At 72.8% G+C, this 8,804-nt stretch carries 9 protein-coding genes; 2 read left to right on the top strand and 7 right to left on the bottom strand.

Annotated features, from left to right (window positions below; translation table 11 throughout):
- Positions 1–750 (bottom strand): 3'-5' exonuclease (locus TR48_RS17670; RefSeq protein WP_161789852.1); only part of this gene is annotated, 750 nt, incomplete at its 3' end.
- A gap of 203 nt (positions 751–953) precedes the next feature.
- Here TR48_RS17670 and htpX point away from each other — a divergent pair.
- Complete coding sequence (gene htpX, locus TR48_RS17675; protein ID WP_268873581.1) at positions 954–1,910, top strand: zinc metalloprotease HtpX; 957 nt, start codon at positions 954–956, stop codon at positions 1,908–1,910.
- 30 nt (positions 1,911–1,940) lie between these two features.
- On the opposite strand, the gene TR48_RS17680 is transcribed toward htpX, so the two are convergent.
- A complete protein-coding gene (locus TR48_RS17680) occupies positions 1,941–2,396 on the bottom strand; it encodes a GNAT family N-acetyltransferase (RefSeq protein ID WP_042368236.1) in 456 nt (151 codons plus the stop codon).
- Between the two features lie 111 nt (positions 2,397–2,507).
- Positions 2,508–2,726: a dodecin gene (locus tag TR48_RS17685; RefSeq protein WP_042368238.1), complete on the bottom strand. Its 219-nt coding sequence runs from the start codon at positions 2,724–2,726 to the stop codon at positions 2,508–2,510.
- A 181-nt stretch (positions 2,727–2,907) separates the two neighbouring features.
- On the opposite strand from TR48_RS17685, the gene TR48_RS38970 reads away from it, so the two are divergent.
- Positions 2,908–3,246, top strand: coding sequence for a hypothetical protein (locus tag TR48_RS38970; RefSeq protein ID WP_052442747.1), 339 nt, complete (start codon positions 2,908–2,910; stop codon positions 3,244–3,246).
- A gap of 23 nt (positions 3,247–3,269) precedes the next feature.
- On the opposite strand, the gene TR48_RS17695 is transcribed toward TR48_RS38970, so the two are convergent.
- The 4 genes from TR48_RS17695 to TR48_RS17710 are packed head-to-tail and all read right to left on the bottom strand — an operon-like array spanning position 3,270 to position 8,636.
- Positions 3,270–4,859 carry a dipeptide ABC transporter ATP-binding protein gene (locus TR48_RS17695; protein WP_042368240.1) on the bottom strand — a complete coding sequence of 530 codons (1,590 nt, stop codon included), beginning with the start codon at positions 4,857–4,859 and terminating at the stop codon, positions 3,270–3,272.
- Positions 4,860–4,861: 2 nt separating this feature from the next.
- A complete protein-coding gene (locus TR48_RS17700) occupies positions 4,862–5,848 on the bottom strand; it encodes an ABC transporter permease (protein ID WP_042368242.1) in 987 nt (328 codons plus the stop codon).
- The gene (locus tag TR48_RS17705; RefSeq protein ID WP_042368244.1) at positions 5,845–6,921 is read right to left on the bottom strand and encodes an ABC transporter permease; all 1,077 of its coding nucleotides are present in this window, start codon (positions 6,919–6,921) and stop codon (positions 5,845–5,847) included. Before TR48_RS17705 ends, TR48_RS17700 begins: the two co-directional genes overlap by 4 nt.
- Positions 6,921–8,636: an ABC transporter substrate-binding protein gene (locus tag TR48_RS17710; protein ID WP_042368246.1), complete on the bottom strand. Its 1,716-nt coding sequence runs from the start codon at positions 8,634–8,636 to the stop codon at positions 6,921–6,923. The genes TR48_RS17705 and TR48_RS17710 overlap by 1 nt, the downstream gene beginning before the upstream one ends.
- Positions 8,637–8,804 lie beyond the last annotated feature (168 nt).

Consider the following 8,804-nt stretch of genomic DNA (forward strand, 5'->3'; position numbering starts at 1 on the left):
GGGCAGGCCGGCGGGTGTGCGGGGCGCACGGGGGGCGGCCGGGACCAGCGCGGGTGCGGGGGCGAGCGGAACGTCCTGCGGGCTGGGGCCGCGATACCGCAGGGGCGTGGGGGACTGGGCGAGGAGGGCCGCCAGCACCGCGGCCGTGGCGCGGCTGTCGCCGAGCGCGGTGTGGGCCGCGTCGACGGGGGCGACCGTCAGGCTGCGGTGCAGGGCGGCGAGACCGAAACCGGGGCCGTCGAGCTGGGCCCGGGCGGTGACCAGCGTACAGAGCCCCGGCCAGCGCGGCGTCCGGTGTCCGGCGCGGCGGAACTCCGCCGCCAGGAAAGCGTCCTCGAAGGCGAGGTTGTGGGCGACCACGACCGCCCCGGCCAGCAGCCGGGTGAGCTCCGGCGCGACCTCGGCGAACGTCGGCGCGCCGTGCACCTGCTCGGCGGCTATGCCGTGGATCGCCGTCGCGGCCATGGGCCGCTGAGGGTCGAGCAGCGTCACGAACTGGTCCAGCACCTCGCCGTCGGCCCGGAAGCGCACCACCGCGATCTCGCAGACCCGGTCGACGGCGGGATCCAGCCCCGTCGTCTCGAGGTCGACCGCCGCGAAGACCAGCGAGCGCGGATCGACGCCGCGCCTGCGGGCACGTGTCAGGGAGCCGGCGTCGAAGCAGCTCAAACGGGCGCGTCGGCCGCGCCGTGGAAGGCCCAGACGGCCCAGCACGTGGCGGGCCCGGGCCCGCAGCAGCGAATCGCGCATCGTCTTCTCTCCCGGCTGATCTCTCTCGCAATCTAGCCGCCGGGTCTGACAGCCGCCCGGCGACCCACCAGGCGGGCGTTCCAGGCGTTCCCTGAGAAACCGGCCCGGATCTGTCCGTTCCGGCGTCGACGCGCCTACCCTTGAGTGGTCCGGCACGGACCGTTGCCGGCGCGCGCGTCTGTGCTTTCGCGGAGGCGATCACCGTGCGATCTCGAACTTCTTCTCCCCACTCCCGGTCCAGGTTCGCTCCGGACCGCCAGCTCACCGTGCGCATGGCCACCGTGGTCTTTCTGCTCGGCCTGCTCTACGTCGTCTTCGCCGCCGTGCTGGTCGCGCTGCTGAAGTCGGCGGTGCTGGTCGTCGTGGTCGCGGGCGGTCTGCTCGCCGCGCAGTACTGGTTCTCCGACCGGATGGCGCTGTTCGCCCTCAAGGCGCGCGAGGTCACGCCGGAGGAGGAGCCGCGGCTGCACGGCGCGGTCGACCGGCTCTGCGCGCTGGCGGACATGCCGAAGCCGCGTCTGGCCGTCGCCCAGACCGACCTGCCCAACGCCTTCGCCACCGGCCGCGACGCCGACCACGCGGTGCTCTGCGTGACCACCGGCATGCTGCGCCGCCTCGAGGGCGACGAACTCGACGGGGTGCTCGCGCACGAGCTGTCCCACATCGCCCACCGGGACGTCGTGGTGATCACCGTCGCCTCGTTCCTCGGTGTGCTGGCCGGTCTGGCCGTCCGGGTGGGCTTCTACTCCGGGCTGGTCGGCGGCCGTGCCCGCCGCGACCAGAACACGGCGTTGATCGTCGCCGCCGTGGTGGTGGTGTCGGCGGCGGTGTACGCGCTGAGCTTCATGATGATCCGGGCGCTCTCGCGCTACCGCGAGTTCGCCGCGGACCGCTCCGCCGCGCAGCTGACCGGGCGTCCGTCGGCGCTCGCCTCCGCGCTGGTCAAGGTGAGCGGCGCGGCCGCGCGGATTCCGACCAAGGACCTGCGCACGGCGCAGGCGTTCAGCGCCTTCCTCTTCGCCCCGGTGCCCACCGGCCGAGAGGGCGAGCGTGAGGGCGAGGGCGAGGGGCGGCTGGCGCAGCTCATGTCGACCCACCCGACGCTGCAGTCCCGCCTCGACGCGCTGGAGCGGATCTCCCACGACCTCGGCGAGTCCTGAGACCCTGCCTCAGGACGGGTCCAGAAACCCTCACAGCGTCCGGGTCATGAAGGTGCTCAGCGGATCGGGGCGGTAGTCGGCGAACGGCTCGCACTCGGCGAAGCCGAACTTGGCGTAGAGGCGTCGGGCGGGCAGGAAGAACGCCGCGGAGCCGGTCTCCAGGCTGATCCGCGAGAAGCCCGCGCGCCGGGCCTCGGCCAGGATGTGCTCCAGCAGCAGCGAGGCGACGCCGCCGCGCTTGCGCGCGGCGGCGGTCCGCATGGACTTGAGCTCGACGTGGCCGGGGTCGAGGCGCTTGAGCGCGCCGCAGCCGACGAGCTCGTCGCCGTCGTGGACCGACCAGAGAGTGACCTCGGGGCGGCGCAGGCCGTCCAGATCGAGCGCGTGCTTGCTCTCCGGCGGCGAGATCTCCCGCATCTGCCGCACGTGCTCTTCGAGGAAAGCCGCGATCCGCGGGCCTGACAGGTCGTCGACGACGATTCTCACGCTGCTGCCGCACCGTCCCTTCCCGACTCCGCCTGTGTCTTCACTGACATACAGACAAGTCGACAGAGATTTCCGGTGCGTTACGGCGTGGTTGCCGCGACTCGCGCCGGGTCAGCCGGACGTCTCGTCGAGGCGGAAGCCGACCTTGAGGCCGACCTGGAACTGCTTGACCTCGCCGTTCTCGATCGAGCCGCGGATCTGGGTGATCTCGAACCAGTCCAGGCCGTGCAGGGTCCGCGCCGCGCGCCCGAGCGCACTGCGGATGGCGGCGTCGACGCCGTCCGTCGACGTGCCGACGATCTCGGTGACGCGGTAGGTGTGGTCGCTCATCTCAGCCTCCAACGGCCTTCGACGAAGGGCAGCTCACTCCACCTTCGCGCAGAGCCACACCGCTCGCCACGCGGGCGGTCCTCACCCGGACGGCGCGGCCGGGCTGCGACGCGAGGAGGGCGGCCCTAGCGTCGGAGCAGGGCCGAGAGGCCGCTGCCGCCGAGCCTCGGGAGGAACGCAGATGTCCCGCAGCCGATCCGTCGCCGTCCTACTGGGCGGGGCCGTGCTCGTCGTGGCGCTGGCCGGGTGTTCGGACCCGCCGCAGGGGACGGTGACGGCGACCAGCGTCGACGGGGCCGTCGTGCAGATCCTCTCCAACCCGGCGGCCACCGCCTGTCACCGCTTCGCGCCCATCGGCGTGACGACCGTGATGAACGGGACGATCGCCGACATGCGCCTGTACTCGTCGACGAACTGCACCGGCACCAACGTCTACCTCTCCACCAACACCTCCGTCGGCGCCTCGCGGCCGAGCGGCCTCGGCCAGATCTTCCGCAGCTTCTCCTTCGTCGGCCAGTAACGGTCGGCAGCGTCGGCAGCGGCTCAGCGTGCGGCCACGGCGTCCAGGCGCGGAACCGCGTCCAACAGGGCGCGGGTGTACTCGTGCTGAGGTCGCGTCAGGTCTGCGGCGGCCAGCGTCTCCACGATCTCGCCCTTGCGCATCACCGCGACGCGGTCGCTGACCGAGCGCACCACGGCCAGGTCGTGGGCGATGAAGACGAGGGTCAGCTCGAACTCCTCGCGCAGCTCCCGGAGCAGGGAGACGACCTGGGCCTGCGTGGTCACGTCCAGGGCCGAGACAGGCTCGTCGCAGACGACCAGTTTGGGCCGCAGGATCAACGCGCGGGCGATGGCGGCCCGCTGACGCTGGCCGCCGGAGAGCTGATGCGGGTAGCGGTCGGCGTGGGCGGCGGTCAGGCCCACCCGTTCGAGCAGGCCGACGGCCTCGGCACGCAGCTCGGCCTCGTCGCGTCCGCCCTGCACGCGCAACGGCTCGGCGACCGAGGCGCCGATCAGGCGGCGGGGGTTGAGCGAGGACGTCGGATCCTGGAAGACCATCTGCAGCTCGTGTCGGCGCCGCCGCAGCTCCCGGCCGCGCCAGGAGGCGAGATCCAGGCCCTCGAAGCGGACCGTCCCGCTCGTCGGGTCCTGCAGCCGGACCAGGGCGCGGCCGAGCGTGGACTTGCCCGATCCCGACTCGCCGACGACGCCCAGCGTCTCGCCCCGACGCACCGTCAGGTCGACGCCGCCCAGGGCCCGAACGGAGCCGAAGTCGACCCGGAGCCCGGCCGTCTCGACCAGCACGTCGTCCGCCGGCGGCGCGGCGCGCTCCGGCAGGGGCGCGTCCAGGCGCGGCACGGCGTGCAGCAGGGCCTTCGTGTAGGGGTGTTCGGGCCGGCCCAGCAGGCGCGCCGTCGCGCCCCGCTCGACGGCGCGGCCCCCGCGCAGCACCACGACCTCGTCCGCCAAGCCGCCCACCACGCCGACGTCGTGGCTGACGAGCACCAGCGCCATGCCGGTCTCCTCGCGCAACTCGTCCAGCAGGCGCAGGATCTGCGCCTGAACGGTCACGTCCAGCGCCGTGGTGGGCTCGTCCGCGACAAGGACGCGCGGGCGCAGGGCGAGGGCCATGGCGATCAGCACGCGCTGGCGCATGCCGCCGGAGAACTGGTGCCGGTAGTCGCGGGCCCGGCCGGGGTCGATGCCGACGCGGTCCAGCACCTCGGCCGTGCGCCGCTTGGCGTCGGCGCGCGAGGCGCCGGTGTGCAGGCGGTAGGCGGTGGCGATCTGGGCGCCGACGCGTCGATAGGGATCGAGGCTGGTCAGCGGCTCCTGGAAGACCATGGCCAGCTCCGGGCCGCGCACAGTGCGCAGCTCGGCGTCGCTCGCCCGGTTCAGGTCGAGGACGGGACGGTCGTCACGGTGCAGCAGGACGCCGCCCTCCACCCGCGTCCGCGTCCCACGGTGCAGGCCGAGCAGCGCGAGCGCGGCGGCGGACTTGCCGGAGCCGGACTCGCCGACCAGGCCCAGCACCTGTCCGGCCGCCAGCTCGAAGGAGAGCCCGTCGAGCGCGGTGACCGGCCCGGGATGGGTCACGCGCAGGTCTTCGACCTGCAGAACGGGGTGGGTCATCGTCAGATCCTGACTCGGGGGTCGAGCGCCGCGTGCAGCAGGTCGGCGACGGTGTTGGCGACCACGATCAGCGCGCCGGCCAGCAGGGTGATCCCGCAGACCACGGGCAGGTCCACGGTGCTCGCCGACTCGACCGCCAGCTTGCCGAGGCCCGGCAGGCCGAACATGGTCTCGGTGAAGACGGCTCCGGCCAGCACCAGGCCGATGTCCATGGCGGCCACCGTCACCACGGTCGGCAGCGCGCCGCGCACGGCGTGCCGCAGCACGATCCGCCGCTCGGGGTAGCCGTAGGCGCGCAGCGTGCGGATGTGGTCCTGGTTCAGCGTCTCCAGCACCCCGGCCCGGGTGAGCCTGGTGTATCCGGCGGCCGAGACCAGCGCGATGGCCAGCCAGGGCAGCAGTAGGTTCTGCGCCCACTGGGCCGGATCCTCGGTGATCGGCACGTAGTTGGGGAACGGCAGGATCTGCAGCCAGACGCAGGCGCCCATCAGCAGCAGCAGTGCCATGACGAACACCGGCGTCGAACCGAGCGTCAAAATCACGGTGTTGGTGATCCGGTCACGCCAGCGGCCGGGCTTCAGCGCGGCGTAGAGGCCGGTGCCGACGCCGAGCAGCAGCCACAGCGCGGCCGCCCCGAGCGCGAGGGAGACGTCCACCGGCAGCCGGTCGAGCAGCATTTGGGTGACGGCCTCGTCGCTCTGGTACGAGTATCCGAGGCAGGGCGCGGAGCACCACACCGTGGACGGGCCGGTGCTGAAGCTGTGGCCCGCCACAAGCGTGGTGAGGAACGTCCAGAACTGCCGCACCACCGGCTGGTCGGTCCCGAGCGCGTGCCGCACCTGCGCGAGCTGCGGGGCGGTGCACCCCTTTCCGCACGCGAGCTGCGCCGGGTCGCCGGGCATGGCGTAGAACAGCAGGTAGGTGAGCGCCGCGAGCGCCAGCAGCACGGCGGCCGCGCCGAGCAGACGGCGCAGCAGGAAGCGGATCACTGGGCTTCGCCCTTCTCGTGCGGGAGGGTGGTGACGGCCGCGGCAGCGGCACGCGCGGCGGGCTCGCCCGTCGTCGGGCCGGGCTGAGCCGGGGCGGGCGGGGGGACGGCGATGGTCCGCCCCCTGCGCCTGGTCGCCGGCGCTGCCGCCTTCGGGTCGAAGGCGACGCGGAGGGCCTCGCCGAGGCCGGCGAAGGCGAGGACGCAGACGAGCAGGGTGAGGGCCGGGATCAGCACGTAGGTCGGGTCGACCTGGAACCACGTCGTCGCCGTGGAGAGCATCTGCCCCCAAGAGGACGTGGGCGGACGAACGCCGAGGCCGAGGAAGGACAGGCCGGCCTCGGCGACCATGTTCTGCGGCAGCACGATCGCGGTGTAGGTGGCGAGCGGGGCGACCAGGCCCGGCAGGATCTCGCGCCGGGCGATGCGCCAGGTGCCCGCGCCGGTCAGGACCGCCGCCGCGACGTACTCCCGTTCGCGCAGCACCCGCGTCTCCGCACGGACGATGCGTGCGATCGACGCCCAGCCGAGGCCGGAGAGGATCAGGCCGAGCAGCAGCGGTCGCGGGAAGGACTGCGGGACGACCGCCAGCAGCGCGATCGAGAAGAAGAAGGTCGGCAGCGCCAGTGCCAGGTCGGTGACCCGGCTGAGCAGAGCGTCGGCCCAGCGGCCGCCGAGGCCGGCGGCCAGGCCGACCAGCAGGCCCAGCAGCAGCTGCCCCAGCGTCGCGCCGACCGCGACGCCCAGGGAGACCCGGGAGCCGTAGACGAGACGCGCGAACAGGTCCCGGCCGGTGGTGGGTTCGACGCCGAGCCAGTGCTGGGCGCTGATCCCGCCGAAGGCGCCGTTCGGGCTGCCGCCGGTCGCGGAGTTGAGCAGGGTGTCGTGGAAGGAGTTCGGGTTCTGGCCCTCGAGTGCGGCCAGCCACGGCGCGGTCAGTGCGACGAGCACGAGCAGGCCGACGGTGATCACGGCGGCGCGCCCGCCCCGTCGGGCCCAGAGCCGGGACCAGACGCCGGCCGCGCCGCCGCCGGCACCGATCCCGGTGCCGGCGGAGGTCGTCTGACTGTCCATCACTTGACCGACACCGAGGCGATGTCGTACCAGCCGCGCCACTGGTCGAGGTAGGCGTTCTTGACGTGCGAGCCGTACAGGACGCTGGTCGCCTCCTCGTACAGCGGGACGGTCAGCGCCAGCTTGCCCAGCTGCGCGTCCAGCGCGGCCCACTGCTTCTGCGCGACGGCGTAGTCGGTGACCTGGTTGATCTTGTCGATCTGCGCGTTCACGGCCGGGTCGTCGTACTGCGCCAGGTTGAAGTTGCCGCCGCCGGAGACGATCTGACGGCCGTCGAAGATCGGCGTCAGGAACGGGCCGCCGCTCGGCCAGTCGGCGCCCCAGCTGGTCAGGGTCAGCGCCGGCTGGGTGGCGGGGGTGTTGACGGTGCTGCCGAAGTTCGCGTCGCTCAGCGGCTGGAGCTGCAAGGTGATCCCGGCCTTGGCGAAGGCCTGCTGCAGCGCGGTGGCGGCGGGTGCGCCGGTGTTCACGTCGTCAGTGTCGTAGGCGAGCGGCACGGTGATGCCGTTCGGGTGACCGGCCTGGGCCAGCAGCTGCTTGGCCTTCGCCGGGTTCCCGGTCGCGCCCGCGGGGAAGTAGTCGTAGTCCTGGTGCGCCGCCGTCAGGCTCTCGGGGGTGAAGGTCGTGCTGGGCACGGCCAGCTGGGTGCCGCCCTCGGCGTTGACCAGGGCGGTGCGGTCCACGGCGTAGGAGAGCGCCTCGCGCACCAGTTGGTTGTCGAAGGGTGCCTTCTTCAGGTCGAAGGCCAGGTAGAAGATCTGCGGGAACTTGCCGGTCACCACGCGCTGCTTGAGCGCCGGATCGGCGGAGACCTTGGCCAGCGTCGGCGCGTCCAGCGAGGTGTCGGTGGTGATCGCGTCGGCGTCCTGGCCGACGGAGGCGCTCAGGCGCTGGTTGATGACGGCGGAGGAGAGGCCGAGCGAGATGTCGATCCGGTCCGGGCACGCCAGGCGCTGCTGGTCGGTGCTGCGCGACCAGTGGGTGTTGCGGACGAGGTCGAGCTCGCGGCCCTTGGTGAAGCCGGCGATGGTGTAGGGGCCGGAGGAGACGGGGTCGGCGTTGTAGTCCTTGCCGGTGTCCTTGGCCTTGGGCACCGGGGCGAACTGCGTCTCGGCGGCCAGGTAGGGGAAGTCGCCCTCGCTCTTGCGCAGGTGGAAGACGATGGTGCTCGGGTCGGGCGTCTCGATGGAGGCGAGGTCCTTGGCGCCAGTGCCGTAGGGGCCCTGGTAGTCGGCGCCGCCGACCAGCCAGTCGCGCAGGTAGGGCGGACCGCCCGCGAGCTGCGGCGAGAAGGAGCGCTCCACGCCGTACTTGACGTCGGCGGAGGTGATCGGCGTGCCGTCGGAGAACTTCAGGCCGGACTTGAGGTGGTAGGTCCACATGGTGGCGTTCTGGCTGGGCGTGCCGGTGTCGGTGGCCAGGTCCGGGACGACCTTGGTGCCGTTGGCGCCCGGCACGCTCTGACGCGTCGTCAGGGTGCGGAAGAGCAGGCGCGGGATGGCGCCGCCGCCGGAGGTGTAGAGCACGGCCGGGTCGAAGCCCTTGTCGTTCTTGGCGCTGTCGAGGACGCGCAGGGTGCCGCCCTGGCAGTTCGCGGCCGAGAACGCGCCCGAGGAGCTCACGGAGGAGCCGGCGCCGGCTCCGCAGGCGGCGAGCGAGCCGGTCAGGGCGACGGCGGTGGCGGTGAATAGCGCTATTCGGGCAGGGCGAAGCATCGTGGCGTCCTCGGTCGGGCGGCGGCCCGGGGCAGGAGGGAGGCCGCGCGGCGGGGCGCGCACGCGGCGAGGCACGGCGACAGGGGCCGGGCCTTGGGTGGGGTGAATCTCAGCTGATGGGACTCTGGGGACCAGAGCCCGGATGCTGGAAGCGGATGCGGGCAGCGG

The organism is Streptacidiphilus neutrinimicus (assembly GCF_000787815.1).
Classification (GTDB): domain Bacteria; phylum Actinomycetota; class Actinomycetes; order Streptomycetales; family Streptomycetaceae; genus Streptacidiphilus; species Streptacidiphilus neutrinimicus.